Origin of the sequence: Devosia alba (assembly GCF_039938915.1) — a bacterium.
In the GTDB taxonomy this organism is placed as follows: Bacteria; Pseudomonadota; Alphaproteobacteria; order Rhizobiales; family Devosiaceae; genus Devosia; species Devosia alba.
Window position 1 is genome coordinate 131,485 of sequence record NZ_JBDUUI010000009.1, and the last position, 14,080, is coordinate 145,564.

Below are 14,080 nucleotides of genomic sequence, written 5' to 3' on the forward strand. Positions count from 1 at the left end.
CGGCTGAGGGTGCAAGGGCGAGCGGTCACAATTGTGACCAGGCAGCCGCCCCTACATCTCGGCTTCGATGAACACGCGAGTCAGGTCGCCATTCCATTCGCCATGGAACTTGTCGAGCCAGCGCTCCGCCGGGGATTTTGACAGGCGGATGGTTTCTTCCAGCGGCGCCATGTGTATGGTCTCATCCTCACCCTTGGCGTTCAGGCGATTGCGGCGGACCAGACCTGCCTGGGCGATGCCCACCGCCTGCGCCGCAAAATCATAGACATTGGTCCGCTCAAACGGCGTCATCAGTCCCAGTCGCGGTACCTCGTGGCGCATATCCTCGCGCTCCGACTGGGTCCATGGCGCGATCAACTCATAGGCGGCTTCAAGCGATACGGCGTCGTACAGCAACCCGGTCCAGAACGCTGACAGCGCCGTCACCGATCTTTCGTCGCCCATATCGCCGCCGCGCATTTCCAGGAACTGCTTGAGGCGCACTTCGGGGAAAATCGTCGAAAGGTGGTCTTCCCAATCCTTGATGGTGGGTTTTTCGCCCGGCAACTGCCTCAGTTCGCCGCGCAGGAAGGCCCGGAAGCTCTCGCCAGCCACATTGACATAATTACCATCGCGGACCACGAAATACATCGGCACATCCAACGCGTAGTCGGCATATTGCTCGAAGCCGAAGCCCTCCTCGAAGGCGAAGGGCAGCATGCCGGTGCGCGCGTCATCGGTGTTGAGCCAGATGTGGCTGCGAAAGCTGAGATAGCCGGTGTCGCGACCATCAGCGAACGGGGAGTTGGCAAACAGCGCGGTGGCGACCGGCTGCAAGGCCACCGCCACGCGCAGCTTCTTGACCATGTCGGCTTCACTGGAAAAATCCAGATTGGCCTGCACCGTCGCCGAGCGGAACATCATCGAGGTGCCCAGCGTGCCGACCTTTTCCATATAGGGTTTCATGATGGCGTAGCGTGATTTGGGCATCGAGCAGATTTCCTCGACCGACCACAGCGGCGTAACGCCCAGGCCCAGGAAATGGATGTCGAGCGGGCCGGCGACCTTCTTGCTGACCGCCATATGGTCGGCCAACTCGGCCGCTGAGGCATGCAGGTCGATTTGCGGCGATCCCGACAGTTCGAACTGCCCGCCGGGCTCCAGCGAAATCCCGCCCGCGATCTCGTCATTGCGCAGGCCGATGACATTGTCGCCGTCATAGAATGGATGCCAACCGGTCTCTGCCTGGATGCCGTCCAGCAGGGCGCGAATGCCATTGGGACCCTCATAGGCCACTGGCCGCAGCGGATTGGTGTGGAACACATGCTTTTCGTGTTCGGTGCCAATGCGCCATTCGCTCTCGGGTTTGCACCCGCGCGCCATAGCCTCAATCAGGTCGGCACGCGATTCGATCAGAGGGCTGTAGCTATCGGCGCCGGCCATGAAGTATCCTCGGTCTAGGAGGGGAAAATGATGGGCGGAACATAGCGCCGCGCAAGCCGAATGCAATCGCCTTTTATCGCCAATCGCCGATGATTGCTTGAATTACCGCCAAGCCGGCCACCGCTGCCGTGTCGGCGCGCAAGATGCGGGGTCCCAGGCTAATCGGCGCCACATAAGGCAAGCCGAGCAACTTTGCCCGTTCCTCCTCGGAAAATCCACCCTCAGGCCCAATCAGCAGGCCCACGGGCTTGCCCCTCAGCGCGCTCACCGCCTCGACCGGCGAGGCAGACGCCGCGCCTTCGTCAGCCACGATCAGCTGTCGCTCGACCGGCCAGCCATCGAGCAGGCGTTCCAGGGTAATTTCCGGCTCAACGCGGGGAACGCTGAGGACTTCGCATTGTTCGGCCGCCTCAATGGCATTGGCCACCAGCCGCTCATGCTTGAGACGGCTGACCTGGGTGCGACGGGTCAGTACCGGCTGAATGGTGCCCACGCCCATTTCGACAGCCTTCTGGATTACATAGTCGAGACGCTCGCTTTTCAGCGGTGCAAAACCATACCAGAGATCCGAAACCGGCGTCTGTTCGGCGATCTGCTCGACCAGTTCGAGCCCCACCGACTTCTTGGAATCGCTGGTCAGCGCGCAGCGCCAGGCACCATCGCGCCCATTGAACAGCACCACCTCATCGCCCACGCTCTTGCGCAGCACGGCGGCCAGATACATCGACTGCTCCTTGCCCAGCGTCAGCTGTCCGCCAGCGGTCAGATCGGGTTCAACATAAAGGCGCGGCAGATTGGCATGGGTGCGGGGCATGCGTCGCAGATACCATCGTGATGACGCTTTTGTCATCGCCGTTATGCACGCCGACTTATTTCAAAGTACTCTTCTGCCCAATCCGCCCAAGCTTTACAGGCGGCTACGTCGTCATCCAACCTTCGGGTCAGATCTGCCTTTTCGCGTGCCAAGCGAAACGCGAAATATAGTTCCTGACATTTGTCGCCCTTCCGCTGCAAGCCGGATTCAAATTCGATCAGATCGCCCATATCAAGCTCCTTCGTGACTCAGTGATACTCGTGAATAAGTGTCGCCGCTCAGCCATGTCTCGGTTTAAGTCACCAATGGTTGGCACTCATCTCTCCCTAGCGGTTAACTCTGTTAACACCGGGGATAGCGGGTAATTATTCTTGCTGGGGCAGGCCGTTTCTGGGGAGCGCCAGAATCGAGTTTTGTGCATAACTGGTGCAAAGCTTGGTCGTATTCTCGCGGGATATATTTCCATATTTTTTTCGGCAGATGTCACCCCGGCACCTATCTCTGCTAAAAATTCCATCAGATTCTCCGCGCCAGCGAGAAGAATGCGGACAAGGAGCCCACCATGTCGGATGCCAACCAGCCCCAGAGCGTCGCCGATGCCCAATCGGGCAATTGGGTTGATCGCTACTTCCCCGACTGGCTCAAGCCCTATGCGCGGCTGGCGCGCTGGGATCGGCCCATCGGCTTCTGGCTGCTGTTCTGGCCCTGCACCTGGGGCCTGGGATTGGCGGCGATCGCCAAGCCGGAACGCGGCTTTGATTTTCCGGCGGCCATTATGATGCTGATTGGCGCGGTGCTGATGCGCGGCGCCGGTTGCACCTTCAACGATATTGTCGATCGCGACATCGATATGCAGGTCGCCCGCACCCGCTCGCGGCCGATACCTTCGGGGGCCGTCACCAGCCGCGATGCGCTGGCTTTTCTTGTCGCCCAGGCTCTGCTGGCCTCGGTCGTGCTGTTCCAGTTCAATCGCTTCACCGTGCTGGCCGGGGTGGCCTCGCTGGTTCTGGTGGCGATCTATCCCTTCATGAAGCGCATCACCTGGTGGCCCCAGCTATTCCTCGGCCTGGCCTTCTCCTATGGCGCGCTGGTCGGCTGGAGTTCGCAAAGCGCCGGCCTGGCCATGCCGGCGCTGCTCGCCTATTTCGGCACCATCCTCTGGGTCATCGGCTATGACACGATCTACGCGCTGCAGGATGTGGAGGACGACGCGCTGATCGGCGTCAAATCCACTGCGCTGCTGTTTGGCAGCAAGGCCCGCCTGATTGTGTCGGGGTTCTATGCCGCTGCCTATGTGCTGTGGCTCGCTGCCGCCACCCTGGCCGGTGCCGGTATCGTCTTTGCCGTGTTCTCGCTGGTAGCCGCCGGCCTGTTGGCCTGGCAGGTGCAGACCCTCGACGCCGAAGTCGAGGGCAATGCACTGGCCCGGTTCAAATCCAACCACTATGTCGGCATCGCGCTGGTGCTGGCCATGCTGGCCGACTGGGTGTGGTAGGCAGCGTTCGCCTCAGGCGCCGTTTGGGTCACAAAAGTGGTGCTCAATGTTAACATTGTACTAACGCCAAAAGGGTTGACCGCACCACCGGTCAACCCTTTTTGACGTCACTTGGAGGTGTAGAAAAACTCAGGCGTCAAGCTGGCCGGGCTTGCGGCGGTTGAGAAAACGCGGGCGGCGACCAGCTTCGGCAACCAGCTTGCGGCGGCTCTGACTATTGCCGACCATGACGCCATCGACCTGCTGGCTATAGGGCATATAGGCGCCGTCGCCGGCCTTGATGAACAGCGGCAGGCGCAGCTTCTTGCCCCAGTTCTGCCATTCAGCGACGACACTGTGGTTGCCCTCTTCTTCGAACACACGGTAGTTCAGCGCGCTGTCGGAATGGACCAGCTCGATCGAACTGGTCAGCACGCCGTCTTCCGACAGCGCCGTTGCCACGGCAACACCGATGAACTCGGTGACCGGCACCTTGATCTTGATCGCCACGCCGCTCTGTTCAAGCATGCGGCGGATCGTGACCGTTTTGACCGGGTCCCGGGGGCCGTTGTCGTTGGCGGCAACGAACCGGCGCTCCGCAACTGCGGGCTTGCCGAATGCCAGGACGACCGACGATCCTTCCAACGCAAAACCATGAACCATTGTGAATTCGCCTTCCTGTCAACCTCGAGAGCTGATTTTTGGTGCCCTCTTTTATAGGCTCAACATACCCGCCGAACTTACCTGGCTCCTTAATCGGTTGGGTTAAGTTTATCTTGTTTTTCGAGAGGGTTAGCAGGACGTTGCACCCAGTAGCAACCGGTTAACCCCGCCCGGTGTGGGGCTGTTAACGCTGCCACATTTGGCGCGCTGGCGAAGGCGCGCCGAGCCCCCCTTGTCCAAACTCCGGGGCAAGCCTAAAAGGCCCGGAATATGCCCGTTCCGCCCACCTCCCACGCCGACGATCTTGAACTGCTCCGCACTGCCGCGGTGGCAGCGGGCATCATTGCCACTGGCTTCTTCAGGCGTGATGTAAAGAGCTGGAACAAGGAAAATGCCTCTCCGGTAAGCGAAGCCGACATCCTGGTGGATCGCTATCTGGCCGCGACGCTGCTGCAGGCGCGCCCGACCTATGGCTGGTTGAGCGAAGAAACCACGGACAATCCTTCACGATTGAATTGCGAGCGCGTGTTCGTGGTCGATCCGATCGACGGGACGCGTGGCTTCCTGCGCGGTGAGGATAGCTGGACGGTGTGTCTGGCGGTGGTGGAAAACGGGGTCGCTGTGGCCGGGGTCGTTTACGCCCCCATGCGCGACGAACTCTATGAGGCGGTCAGGGGAGGGGGTGCCCGGCTCAATGGCCAGCCTATCCGGCGCCGCCGCCGTCCCGGATCGCCCCCGGTTATTCCCGCCGCTGGTGCTGTGCATCAACAATTGCAGGATGCCGGACTCAATTATACGCGTGGCCCCTATTATCCTTCCCTGGCCTATCGGCTGGTCCAGGTAGCCACCGGCACGCTCGATGCGGTGGTCAGCCGCCGCGGCAGTCAGGACTGGGATATCGCCGCCGCAACGGTCATTCTGGACGAGTGCGGCATCGACATTGCCGATGTCTGCTGTGGGTTCCCCCGCTTCAACAAACGCGATATCCGCCACGGGGCGGTTGCGGCGCTGGGCGACATGAGCCTAAAACCCCTGCTCCATGCGGCGCTGATCACGGTCTATGGCTGCCCTGCCGATGAAGCGTCCGCCGTATCGCAAACGTCCACCGATGAACGGATCTGAACCGATGGCTGATAAGAACGTCCCCCAAGAACAATTGCTGCACCTGGTGATCGGCGGCGAACTGTCCAGTATCGAAGGCATTACCTTTGCCGATCTCGACAAGGTCGACATTGTGGGACTGTATCCGAACTATGCTGCTGCGCTCGTCGCCTGGAAGCAGAAGGCACAGATGACCGTTGATAGCGCCCAGACACGCTATTTCATTGTGCACCTGCACCGTCTGCTCGACCCGCAGTCCGACAAGAGGTAACGGATCTAGGCCTCAGTCAGGTCTCGAGCACGTCCAGAATTGCCTGCATCGCGCCCGGGCCGCCAATTCGTTGGCGGCCAATATTGGCCTGCCGCCGCCGCTCCTCGTCGTCCCCCAGCAGGTTACGCAGTGCGGCGCCGATGGCCCCGGCATCTGCCGATACCACGGTGCGCGCATCACCAAACAGCTTCTGCTCATCGTTGAATCGTGAGCGGCGGTCGCGTTGGTTGACGAAGGTCACCGCCGGTCTGCCCAGCCCCAGCGCCTGTACGGTTGCAGTGCCAGCCTGCGACAGCACCACATCGGACGCCTCCAGAAGATTGCCCATCGCCCCACCCCGCGCCATCTGAACGGTCAGTTCGCCATCGGTCAACTCGCCCAGATCATCCGATTCCGCGCTCAGCATATGACTGCGCCGCAACCCGGTCTTTTTGGCCAGATCGTCAATATTGATACCGCCGGCGACGGCCAGAAAGATATCGGGCCGCTCATCGATCGGCAGGGTGCGCAGGGCATCTATCTGCAACTCAAAACTCTCGGCGGTCAACGCGCGACTGCCTGGCAGCAGCGTCACACCCAGCCGTCGGCTGCGACGCGCCTGGGCGTCGTAATTACCATGGGGAACCGTATCCATCATCACATTGCCCGCCGAGCGGGCATCGACGCCGACACTCTCCAGCGATTGCGCCAGGCTGTCGGCCCGACAGAACACCGTCCTGCAGGCGCGTTTGATGACAAATCGCTCAGCGGCCGAATACAGCCGCGCCGCGCCGGTCTTGTAGACGTCCAGATAGATCAGATCGCGATGTCCGGTGGCATAGGCCGCCAGCACACCGGTGACATCACCCACCACGACAACGCGCTCATATTTGCCGCGGATCCTGCGCAAGAAACGCAGGGCTGGTGGCACGGTCTTCAGCCCGCCATTGGCCAGGTCGCGTTGCAGTGAGCCTTTGACATTGCGCCAGCCTTCAGAGGCCAGCGTAGCGCGGGGCCCGACAATCGGACAGATCCCGGTAAAGGCATTGCCGGCGCCGATCATCGGATAGGCTTCAACTTCAGTGGTTTTTGGCAGGCGCGCAATAATGGCCGCGGCAATCCAGTCTTCGCCGTGACCATTGGATATGAACAGGAAACGACGGCGGCGGACAGACGCTTCCGGCACCATCAGGCGTCCAGGCCAAACCGGGCGAACGCCGTATGCGCCGCGGCAGCATCGGCATAGGCTTCCTGACGATCGACGTTCCAGTAAAATAGTTCATCAAGGGGAATAGGCTTGCCGGTGATGGCGCAACGGGCAAAACTGCCCGGCTTGAGGACGACGTAATCGCCATCAAGATAACGGATCACCGCTTCGGTGGGCCCAAGGCCCTTGTCGAAAAGGTTCATCATGAAAGTCCTTAAACTAGGTATCGATATAGCGCCCAATGCTGCGGATCAAAAGAGGCTTTCCTGACTGCCATTATCCTGTTGGCCACGTGGCTTTTTCTTGATTACCGGACTACCAGCAATTGTTGCCGGAACTGCGCCGTCAGCAAATTCGATGGCCACCGCATCGCCGGGGCTGAGTCCGGCCCGTTCTTGGACCAGATTACCGTCGGCGTCCTTTATGACGGCGTAGCCGCGCGCCAGCACGTTTCTGTAGCTCAGCGACGCCAGCATCTTGTCAGCTTGGCTCAGCGCCTTGCGGCAGTCACTCAAGCGCACTGTCATGCCACTGCGCAGCCGCGACGACATTGGCGTCAACAGGCTGCGCGCGTGGCGCAATTCAGTCCCCAGTGCAACTGGCGAGATTTTGTGCCCGACACCCAGCCACTGGGCCTGCTTGCGTTCGAGCAGCCGCGCTATCGCCGTTCCCAGCAGCGCGGCGCGCGGATCAAAAGTGAGGCGGGTGCGATCCACGGTCTTGCGCAACCCCGTTTCCGCGCGCAACGACAAGTTGCGCAACCGTTCGGTGCCCTCCTGGCGTTGGCCATGCAGCAGGCGCGGCGCAAATCGGGAATCAAGCCGCGAGAAATGGACGCGCGATGACTGCACCGAATGGCGCAGATTGCCCAGCAAATTGGCGGCGGCGTAGTCGAGCCGCTGGCGTTGCAGTGCCACCAGATCGCTCGCCCGGGGCAGGCCGGCCACGGCAGCACGCAAGCGGTCCCGTGCCGTCGCAGTAACGCGTCGCGTGGCTTGGCGCTGGCGGCCCCCCAGATCATCGACATAGCCGATCAGCTCGGTTCGCACCGGCACGGCGGCTTCGGCGGCGGCCGTCGGTGTGGGCGCGCGCATGTCGGCAGCGTAATCGATCAAGGTGGTGTCGGTCTCATGCCCGACCGCTGAAATAATCGGAATGCCGCTGGCGGCGACGGCCCGCACCACAGCTTCTTCGTTGAAGCCCCACAGGTCTTCGATTGAACCGCCACCCCGCGCCACAATCAGCAGATCGGGTCGCGGCATGGTCCCGCCGGGCAGCATGGCATTAAAGCCTTCAATGGCGGCGGCGACTTCGGTCGCGCAAGTCTCGCCCTGTACGCGTACGGGCCACACCATGACGTGGCTGGGAAAACGATCGGCCAGGCGGTGCAGGATATCGCGGATCACCGCGCCCGTGGGTGAGGTGATGACGCCAATCACGCGCGGCAGATAGGGCAGGGGTCTTTTGCGTTCACGCGCAAACAGCCCTTCGGCTTGCAGCTTGCGCTTGCGCTCTTCGAGCAGCGCCATCAGCGCGCCGGCCCCGGCTGGTTCGATATTGTCGATAACGATCTGATATTTGGACGAGCGTGGGAAGGTGGTCAGGCGCCCGGTGGCGATGACTTCGAGTCCTTCCTGGGGTTTGAAGGTCAGCTTGCTGTAATTGCCCTTCCACACGACCGCGTCGATAGCCGCGTTTTCATCCTTCAGGGTGAAATAGGCGTGGCCCGACGAGTGCTGGCCGCGAAAGCCGGAAATTTCGCCGCGCACCCGCACATGGCCAAATTCGTCCTCGACGGTGCGTTTGACCGCCTGAGCGATCTCGCTGACGCTGAACTCGGTGGCATTGGTAAGAATGTCGGCCATGACCGTTGGTGCGACATCGGCCCGGGCAGGTCAAGACCCGAGCCGGCTTACTCCGCAGCTTCTGCGTCGGGCAGGGCGGTTTCGAGATTGCCCATCGACTGAACGATATGGCTGGCCAGCGCGTCATAGATGCCGCCATAGGCGTGGCTGGCTCGCATGAGGGCGATCTGCGCATCGCCCAGCCGCGGCAGGCCGACATCGTCATTTATCACCCGCATGCCCGGCTGCAGTGCGCTTTCGGGTAGAAAGCCGATAGCCAGATCCGAGAGCACCGCGCTCGAAATCGCCGTGGCGTTCGAGGACGTATAGGCAATGCGATAGTCCTTGCCGGTGCGATCGAGGGCTTCGAGCGCGTCCTTGCGCCAGATGCAGCATGACGGACCGCAGGCAATGGCTATCGGCTCGCTGGCGAGAGCCCGTCCGCCATGCGACGTCACCCAGTGCATCTTCTCGGTGCGGAACAGCTCCCCGTAATTCTGTTCGGTGCCCTGGGTGAAAACGATCAGGTCATAGCGCCCGACCCGCATACCGTTCAGCAGCTCCTCCGAGGCCATGCAGGCGACATCCACGGCGATCTTGGGATGGGTGCGCTGAAAGCTCGACAGAATGACGGGCAGCAGCCGCACCGCATAGTCGTCCGGCACGCCGAAGCGGATCGACCCCGCCAATACGCCATCGGAGAAGTGGTCCATGATCTCGGCATTGGTGCGCAGCATCTTGCGTGCGCGGGCATAGAGCGCCTCGCCATGCACGGTCAGCGTCACGCTGCGGCCGTCGCGAGCCAACAAAGACTGCCCCAGCCGCTCTTCGAGCCGCTTGATTTGCATGGAGACGGCCGACTGGGTCTTGTTCACCCGCCGCGCCGCCTCGGTGAAGCTGCCGCAATCGGCAATGGCACAGAAGCTTTGCAGCTGGTCCAGATCAAGCGGTGCGGCCATAGCCCCTCACATCACTCAAATTGATGAATTAGATGAAATCTATTTGTTGGACGAATGAATGTCCAGAGGCGTATTCATTGATCACAGGCACCCGACTACACGGCGCCCGCACCGCCGGCCCCGCGCTCGGCACACCACATTGTCTGGAGACATATCATGGCTATCTCGCTGTTCAGCGAGCGGTCACTTGCGGCCGCCTCGCACCGTCCATTTGCCGCGTTTACGCGCTGGGTCGCCCAGGCGAAAGCGGCGCGCGCCCGTCGCAATGCCCTGACAACCATGCTTGAGCTCGATCAGGCCCGTCTCGCCGATCTGGGCATTACGCGCGCCGATATTCAGGCCGCGATCAAGGCGCCACGCTATGTCGGCACCGAGCATGTGCTCAATGCCGCCCGGGCCCGCAACGCCCGTTTTTAGGCCAGCCTGAACAAGTTTGCGCCGCCCGCGGTTTTGCGGGCCGGCGCCCCAAGGTTGGTACGTCTCGCTTTTGCCAGCGCGTACCATCTCCCGGACCGGTTTTGCCGCCGATCCGTTTCCTGATGACTTGCCGGACGGTGCTTGCACCTGTCCGGCTTTTTTCATGATCAGATGAATTTCACGCCGATTTCGAGCGCTGTACGCCAGGCAACCTGGCAGTCGAACTTTCGACCGTCATCCATAACCAGCTCAAAACTGTCAGGCACGCCAACGCTGCTGGCGATCTTCAAGCGGGCGCCGCCATCTGACAGGCTGCGCACCGTGCAGTCATAGGTCGAGTAACCGGCATTGGTAACAATGCGGCCGCCCTTGAGGACGCGGTGTCGGATCGTGGCGCGGCGTTCGACTGACATCAGATTGTCTCATCCCTTAGGGGAGTTGCTCAAACCCGTCTTTCAGCCCGTTAAGCGAGACTGGAATACCAATGCCTTCTTCAGGCGTCTTGAATACCACGAAGATGGCGCTGGTACCGCTCGTCAATGTCTCGATCAAAGTGTCATCAAGAACGACCTCGGCCACGCAGCCATTGGGCAGGCAGCGCACAAAAGCCACCCGTCCCATGTCCTGACCATCGACATTCAGGCCCAGTCCGTTGGGCAGCAACACGCCGAGCGGCGCAAGGATGCGCAACAGCCGCGCCTCTCGATCGGCGGTACGCAGGATAATGACCGAGAGACCAACATTGGGCTGATCCTCGGCCAGCACGTTCTGAATCAGGGCGCATTGCTCGAAGCTGGCCCCTGGTGGGGTATCGCAGCTCATCTGCCAGTCACCGTGCTGCGCGCGCACCACGCCCTGGGCCAACACAGCACTGCCACCGGCGGCGATTGTGAGGATGGCCAGACCAATGCCGGCGATATGGCGTTTTAGAATCCGCTTCAATATCGATACTCCCGCCGAATCGTGCGTCTACTCAAGGCTCTGACTATTTCCGACAGGCTGGCGCCCAAGTCAACCAAACCCCGGATTTGCAAGGGTTATATGGGCGAAACTGCGGCGTGGATGAGGCGAGCCGGCCTCTCCTGGCGCGCATTATGACGCAGCGCAGGTCAGTTGTGGTAATGGACTTGCCGGTTTCAATATGATTTAGGTCTCTGGAAGAGTTTTCGCTCCGAGGTTGAGTCGGGGCGGCGTTTTCTATGCCGCTGTCATCGCAACTCAATCCCGGTGCGGATGCACCAATTGCAGTCGACACAGGGGTTTAATGGTGATCGGTCAGTTCTTGAAAAAGGTGGGCGCCGTCGTGGCCGCCGCAGTTGCGCTGGCCCCGGCTATTGCCCTGGCCCAGGACGCGCCTGTTGAGCCAACCGGCTATGCCGCGCCCGGACAGATCCATTTGCAGCGTTCGGTAACGCCGGTCATGGACTCCATTGTCAGCTTCCATGATGGCATTCTGATGTGGACGATCAGCCTGATCGTGGTGTTTGTGCTGGCTTTGCTGCTGTGGATGGCCTTCCGCTTCAACGCCAAGCGCAATCCGACGCCAGCCAGCTTCACCCACAATACGATGGTCGAGGTCGTCTGGACCGTATTGCCCATCATCATCCTGATCGTCATCGCCATCCCCTCATTCGGCGTGCTGTCCGACCAGCTGACCGTGCCCGATGGCGAGCGCAAATATCTCGGCTCCAATATCTTCTCGTTCGGCGAGGTTGACGTTCCTGCGCCTGAACTCACCGTCAAGGCGACAGGCCAGCAGTGGTACTGGGATTACCAGTATGTCGACCAGGGCCTCGAATTCAGCTCGCTGATGCTGCAGGAAGATGACCGGACCGCGACCAAGCCGGCCCAGCCGCGTCTGCTCGCTGTGGACAGCGAACTTGTCGTGCCGGTCGATACGACAGTGCGCTTGCAGGTCACCGCCGATCCGCAAGGTGTGATTCATGCTTTTGCTGTCCCGTCGTTCGGCATCAAGATTGACGCTGTGCCCGGTCGCCTCAACGAAACCTGGTTTAACTCCCGTGAAACGGGCATTTTCTACGGTCAGTGCTCGGAACTGTGCGGCAAGGACCATGCCTTCATGCCAATCGCGGTGCGCGTCGTCACGAAAGAAGAATTTGCCACCTACATGGCGGCGTTTGAAGGGGGCGACTACACCGCCGCCAATGCCACTCTTGCCGCAGTGCAGTAGACCAGGGCTCAGAGGATAATCATATGACCGATACCGCTCACCTCCAGGCTCACGCTACCGGACACGACAGCGCGAGCCACGCGCATACGCCGACCGGCTGGCGTCGTTGGGTCTTCTCGACCAATCACAAGGACATCGGCCTGATGTACCTGGTGTTCACTATCTTCACTGGCGTTGTCGGTGGATTGCTGTCCGGCGTCATGCGCATGGAGCTGCAGGAGCCTGGCATTCAGATCTTCCACGGCCTGGCAGGCATGGCCTATGGCATGGACGGCGATGCCGCTCTCGATGCGGGCAAGCACATGTACAACGTGTTCACCACAGCCCACGCGCTGATCATGGTGTTCTTCGTCGTGATGCCGGCCACCATGGGTGGCTTTGCCAACTATTTTGCGCCGCTGATGATTGGCGCCCCCGATACGGCATTCCCGCGCATCAACAACATCGCGTTCTGGCTGCTGCCGCCAGCTTTCATCCTGCTGGTCATCAGCCTGTTTGTTGAGGGTGTCGGTCCTGGTGCCAATGGCGCTGGTGGCGGCTGGACGATCTACCCGCCATTCGCGACAACGGGTCATCCGGGTCCGGCGATGGACTTCGTGATCCTGTCACTGCACATCGCCGGTATCAGCTCCATTCTGGGTGCCATCAACCTCATCACCACCATATTCAACATGCGCGCCCCGGGCATGACGCTGCACAAGATGCCGCTGTTCGCCTGGTCCGTGCTGGTGACTGCCTTCCTGCTGCTCATGGCTCTGCCCGTTCTGGCTGGTGCCATCACCATGCTGCTGACCGACCGCAACCTTGGCACGGCCTTCTTCAAGCCCTCCGAGGGTGGTGATCCGATCCTGTTCCAGCATCTGTTCTGGTTCTTTGGTCACCCCGAAGTGTACATCATGATCCTGCCGGGCTTCGGCATTATCAGCCACATCGTCTCCACCTTCAGCCGCAAGCCGATCTTTGGCTACATGGCAATGGCCTACGCCATGGTCGCCATTGGTCTGGTCGGATTTGTCGTGTGGGCACACCACATGTTCACCACCGGCCTGAGTCTGGACGTGCAGCGCTACTTCGTGGCGGCGACAATGGTGATCGCGGTGCCAACCGGCATCAAGATCTTCAGCTGGATCGCTACCATGTGGGGCGGTTCGATCACCTTCAAGTCGCCCATGCTCTGGGCTGTCGGCTTCATCTTCCTGTTCACCGTTGGTGGTGTGACCGGTGTGGTGCTCGCCAATGCCGGCGCTGACCGTTCCCTGCATGACACCTACTACGTGGTCGCCCACTTCCACTATGTGCTGTCGCTGGGTGCCGTGTTCTCGATCTTCGCGGCATGGTACTACTGGTACCCCAAGATGTTCGGCTACATGTATAACGAGACCCTCGCCAAGGTGCATTTCTGGGTCATGTTCGTCGGCGTGAACCTGATCTTCTTCCCGCAGCACTTCCTTGGCCTGGCCGGCATGCCGCGTCGTTACATCGACTATCCGGATGCCTTCGCCCTGTGGAACCGCGTCTCCTCGGTTGGCTACTACATCACCTTCGTCGCAATGATCGTCTTCTTCTACGCGACCTGGGAAGCCTTCAAGCGGAAGCGCCCTGCTGGTGACAGCCCTTGGGGTGTCGGCGCAACGACGCTGGAATGGACGCTGAGTTCGCCGCCGCCATTCCATCAGTTCACCACGCTGCCCACGATCGAATCGACCAACGCGCATTGAATGCATCCGGGCCGCGCTCG

The 14,080-nt window shown here is 60.9% G+C and carries 16 protein-coding genes; 6 read left to right on the plus strand and 10 right to left on the minus strand.

Features of this window, described 5'->3' with window-relative positions; translation table 11 throughout:
• Positions 1 to 51: 51 nt before the first annotated feature.
• From ABFY71_RS14050 to ABFY71_RS14060, 3 genes are all read right to left on the minus strand, one after another.
• Positions 52 to 1,422: a glutamate--cysteine ligase gene (locus ABFY71_RS14050; RefSeq protein ID WP_347946656.1), complete on the minus strand. Its 1,371-nt coding sequence runs from the start codon at positions 1,420 to 1,422 to the stop codon at positions 52 to 54.
• A gap of 73 nt (positions 1,423 to 1,495) precedes the next feature.
• Positions 1,496 to 2,236 (minus strand): 16S rRNA (uracil(1498)-N(3))-methyltransferase, encoded by a 741-nt coding sequence (locus ABFY71_RS14055; protein ID WP_347946657.1) that lies wholly within the window; start codon positions 2,234 to 2,236, stop codon positions 1,496 to 1,498.
• A 41-nt stretch (positions 2,237 to 2,277) separates the two neighbouring features.
• Entirely contained in the window at positions 2,278 to 2,466 is a 189-nt protein-coding gene (locus ABFY71_RS14060; protein WP_347946658.1) for a hypothetical protein, read from the minus strand.
• A 332-nt stretch (positions 2,467 to 2,798) separates the two neighbouring features.
• Between ABFY71_RS14060 and ubiA the strand changes: the two genes are divergently transcribed.
• On the plus strand, positions 2,799 to 3,731 hold the full coding sequence (gene ubiA / locus ABFY71_RS14065; RefSeq protein WP_347946659.1) for a 4-hydroxybenzoate octaprenyltransferase: 933 nt from the start codon (positions 2,799 to 2,801) through the stop codon (positions 3,729 to 3,731).
• Between the two features lie 129 nt (positions 3,732 to 3,860).
• On the opposite strand, the gene ABFY71_RS14070 is transcribed toward ubiA, so the two are convergent.
• A complete protein-coding gene (locus ABFY71_RS14070) occupies positions 3,861 to 4,373 on the minus strand; it encodes a DUF6101 family protein (RefSeq protein WP_347946660.1) in 513 nt (170 codons plus the stop codon).
• Between the two features lie 270 nt (positions 4,374 to 4,643).
• Between ABFY71_RS14070 and ABFY71_RS14075 the strand changes: the two genes are divergently transcribed.
• Both ABFY71_RS14075 and ABFY71_RS14080 read left to right on the plus strand, forming a co-directional pair.
• Entirely contained in the window at positions 4,644 to 5,495 is an 852-nt protein-coding gene (locus ABFY71_RS14075) for a 3'(2'),5'-bisphosphate nucleotidase CysQ (protein WP_347946661.1), read from the plus strand.
• A gap of 4 nt (positions 5,496 to 5,499) precedes the next feature.
• The gene (locus ABFY71_RS14080; protein WP_347946662.1) at positions 5,500 to 5,745 is read left to right on the plus strand and encodes a DUF4170 domain-containing protein; all 246 of its coding nucleotides are present in this window, start codon (positions 5,500 to 5,502) and stop codon (positions 5,743 to 5,745) included.
• A 16-nt stretch (positions 5,746 to 5,761) separates the two neighbouring features.
• Here the strand turns inward: ABFY71_RS14080 and ABFY71_RS14085 are convergent, their stop codons facing one another.
• From ABFY71_RS14085 to ABFY71_RS14100, 4 genes are read right to left on the minus strand one after another with little or no spacing between them, the layout of a single operon-like run.
• Positions 5,762 to 6,910, minus strand: a complete 1,149-nt coding sequence (locus tag ABFY71_RS14085) for a glycosyltransferase family protein (protein ID WP_347946663.1) — start codon at positions 6,908 to 6,910, stop codon at positions 5,762 to 5,764.
• A 2-nt stretch (positions 6,911 to 6,912) separates the two neighbouring features.
• A complete protein-coding gene (locus tag ABFY71_RS14090) occupies positions 6,913 to 7,134 on the minus strand; it encodes a DUF2093 domain-containing protein (RefSeq protein WP_305577891.1) in 222 nt (73 codons plus the stop codon).
• Positions 7,135 to 7,182: 48 nt separating this feature from the next.
• Complete coding sequence (gene xseA / locus ABFY71_RS14095; RefSeq protein ID WP_347946664.1) at positions 7,183 to 8,796, minus strand: exodeoxyribonuclease VII large subunit; 1,614 nt, start codon at positions 8,794 to 8,796, stop codon at positions 7,183 to 7,185.
• Between the two features lie 47 nt (positions 8,797 to 8,843).
• Positions 8,844 to 9,734 carry a LysR family transcriptional regulator gene (locus ABFY71_RS14100; protein WP_305577887.1) on the minus strand — a complete coding sequence of 297 codons (891 nt, stop codon included), beginning with the start codon at positions 9,732 to 9,734 and terminating at the stop codon, positions 8,844 to 8,846.
• Between the two features lie 156 nt (positions 9,735 to 9,890).
• Here ABFY71_RS14100 and ABFY71_RS14105 point away from each other — a divergent pair, with 156 nt between their 5' ends.
• Entirely contained in the window at positions 9,891 to 10,151 is a 261-nt protein-coding gene (locus tag ABFY71_RS14105; RefSeq protein ID WP_347946665.1) for a hypothetical protein, read from the plus strand.
• Between the two features lie 167 nt (positions 10,152 to 10,318).
• Here ABFY71_RS14105 and ABFY71_RS14110 read toward each other — a convergent pair whose 3' ends face one another.
• Both ABFY71_RS14110 and ABFY71_RS14115 read right to left on the minus strand, forming a co-directional pair.
• Positions 10,319 to 10,564 (minus strand): PilZ domain-containing protein, encoded by a 246-nt coding sequence (locus tag ABFY71_RS14110; protein ID WP_305579730.1) that lies wholly within the window; start codon positions 10,562 to 10,564, stop codon positions 10,319 to 10,321.
• Between the two features lie 16 nt (positions 10,565 to 10,580).
• On the minus strand, positions 10,581 to 11,093 hold the full coding sequence (locus ABFY71_RS14115) for an invasion associated locus B family protein (RefSeq protein ID WP_431021538.1): 513 nt from the start codon (positions 11,091 to 11,093) through the stop codon (positions 10,581 to 10,583).
• A 322-nt stretch (positions 11,094 to 11,415) separates the two neighbouring features.
• On the opposite strand from ABFY71_RS14115, the gene coxB reads away from it, so the two are divergent.
• Together coxB and ctaD are read left to right on the plus strand one after the other, a co-directional pair.
• A complete protein-coding gene (gene coxB, locus ABFY71_RS14120; RefSeq protein ID WP_431021539.1) occupies positions 11,416 to 12,342 on the plus strand; it encodes a cytochrome c oxidase subunit II in 927 nt (308 codons plus the stop codon).
• A gap of 23 nt (positions 12,343 to 12,365) precedes the next feature.
• On the plus strand, positions 12,366 to 14,060 hold the full coding sequence (ctaD, locus tag ABFY71_RS14125) for a cytochrome c oxidase subunit I (RefSeq protein WP_347946667.1): 1,695 nt from the start codon (positions 12,366 to 12,368) through the stop codon (positions 14,058 to 14,060).
• The last annotated feature ends 20 nt before the right edge of the window (positions 14,061 to 14,080 follow it).

Excerpts from the sequence above, each read along its gene's own strand:
- ABFY71_RS14060 (WP_347946658.1), bottom strand. The coding sequence starts at position 2,466 with ATGGGCGATCTGATCGAATTTGAATCCGGCTTGCAGCGGAAGGGCGAC.
- ABFY71_RS14070 (WP_347946660.1), bottom strand. The coding sequence starts at position 4,373 with ATGGTTCATGGTTTTGCGTTGGAAGGATCGTCGGTCGTCCTGGCATTC.
- ctaD (WP_347946667.1), top strand. The coding sequence starts at position 12,366 with ATGACCGATACCGCTCACCTCCAGGCTCACGCTACCGGACACGACAGC.
- xseA (WP_347946664.1), bottom strand. The coding sequence starts at position 8,796 with ATGGCCGACATTCTTACCAATGCCACCGAGTTCAGCGTCAGCGAGATC.
- ABFY71_RS14080 (WP_347946662.1), top strand. The coding sequence starts at position 5,500 with ATGGCTGATAAGAACGTCCCCCAAGAACAATTGCTGCACCTGGTGATC.
- ubiA (WP_347946659.1), top strand. The coding sequence starts at position 2,799 with ATGTCGGATGCCAACCAGCCCCAGAGCGTCGCCGATGCCCAATCGGGC.
- coxB (WP_431021539.1), top strand. The coding sequence starts at position 11,416 with ATGGTGATCGGTCAGTTCTTGAAAAAGGTGGGCGCCGTCGTGGCCGCC.
- ABFY71_RS14055 (WP_347946657.1), bottom strand. The coding sequence starts at position 2,236 with ATGCCCCGCACCCATGCCAATCTGCCGCGCCTTTATGTTGAACCCGAT.
- ABFY71_RS14075 (WP_347946661.1), top strand. The coding sequence starts at position 4,644 with ATGCCCGTTCCGCCCACCTCCCACGCCGACGATCTTGAACTGCTCCGC.
- ABFY71_RS14105 (WP_347946665.1), top strand. The coding sequence starts at position 9,891 with ATGGCTATCTCGCTGTTCAGCGAGCGGTCACTTGCGGCCGCCTCGCAC.
- ABFY71_RS14090 (WP_305577891.1), bottom strand. The coding sequence starts at position 7,134 with ATGAACCTTTTCGACAAGGGCCTTGGGCCCACCGAAGCGGTGATCCGT.
- ABFY71_RS14100 (WP_305577887.1), bottom strand. The coding sequence starts at position 9,734 with ATGGCCGCACCGCTTGATCTGGACCAGCTGCAAAGCTTCTGTGCCATT.
- ABFY71_RS14110 (WP_305579730.1), bottom strand. The coding sequence starts at position 10,564 with ATGTCAGTCGAACGCCGCGCCACGATCCGACACCGCGTCCTCAAGGGC.
- ABFY71_RS14050 (WP_347946656.1), bottom strand. The coding sequence starts at position 1,422 with ATGGCCGGCGCCGATAGCTACAGCCCTCTGATCGAATCGCGTGCCGAC.